This window comes from Oleiphilus sp. HI0066, assembly GCF_001635725.1.
In genome coordinates, this window is sequence record NZ_LWFH01000570.1 from 1 (window position 1) to 1017 (window position 1017).

The following is a 1017-nucleotide window of genomic DNA, read 5'->3' on the forward strand; positions in this document are numbered from 1 at the left end:
GCAATACAAGTTTTGGGTTTATGACAATCCGAATTCTAATAACCTCGTTATAAGCTATGAAGGAGGCGGTGCGTGTTGGGACTACGAGAGTTGCTCTGGTGCACTAGGTCTGCTTGGTGCATCAAACCCGAATGGTCTCTCCGATAACTATATTTATGAGACGAAGGCTAAATTCGTTTCGCCCATTATGAACGGTAACGATCCTGGTTTACCTTTCCGTCGTCGTGAGAATTTGGCAACAAATGGATGGGATGCCGCCTACATGCCGTATTGCACCGGCGATGTACATGTAGGTAATAATGTTCAGGTGTATGACGACCCGACGGGTGTGAATCCACCAATTACCTTCCATCATAATGGCTATGCAAACTCGACTGCGGCCTTGGACTTTCTAAATACGCGTCTAGGGACAATGAACAAAGTGATGATTACGGGCTTCAGTGCTGGTGGTGTAGCGTCTTCGGCGCTTTATCATGAAGTGCGTCAGCGTTTAGACTTCACCAAAGGCTATATGCTGAATGACTCAGGACCATTGTTCCCAGCACCCGATTCGAGCTACAACTCGCGTCAGTTGCACGAGACAATCATTACGGCTTGGGACATGCCTACTGTGCTTGCGAATATGCCTGCTTCATTCAATATTGATGATATGGGCACGGCAAATACCGCGGCGGCAAACTTGTATCCGCAAGATTCATTTGCTTATACGGCTTACAGCACCGACTTTAACTTCTCGCGATTCTCTTATGAGCGTTTCTTCCCGAACATGGATTACAACTCTATTTTGGCGAAGTGGCAGGAAGATCATCAGATCTTGATTGCGCAAATGAATACCTTGCCAAACTATGGCTACATGATTCCTTGGAATCGTCCAATCAATGATAGCCACTGTTCAACCATCGTTACCTTCATAGGCTCACACGCTTGCCCAAGTATTCGTAAAAAACGCTGGTGGGAGTTCCCAATAGGCCAAACGTGGAAGTGCCCAGGTACGTTCTATGGTATGGCGGCATTTCT

1 protein-coding gene is annotated in these 1017 nt (G+C 46.8%); it reads left to right on the forward strand.

Going from position 1 to position 1017, the window contains the following annotated elements:
• On the forward strand, positions 1–1017 hold a 1017-nt coding region (locus A3738_RS07660), incomplete at both ends, for a pectin acetylesterase-family hydrolase (RefSeq protein ID WP_068763495.1).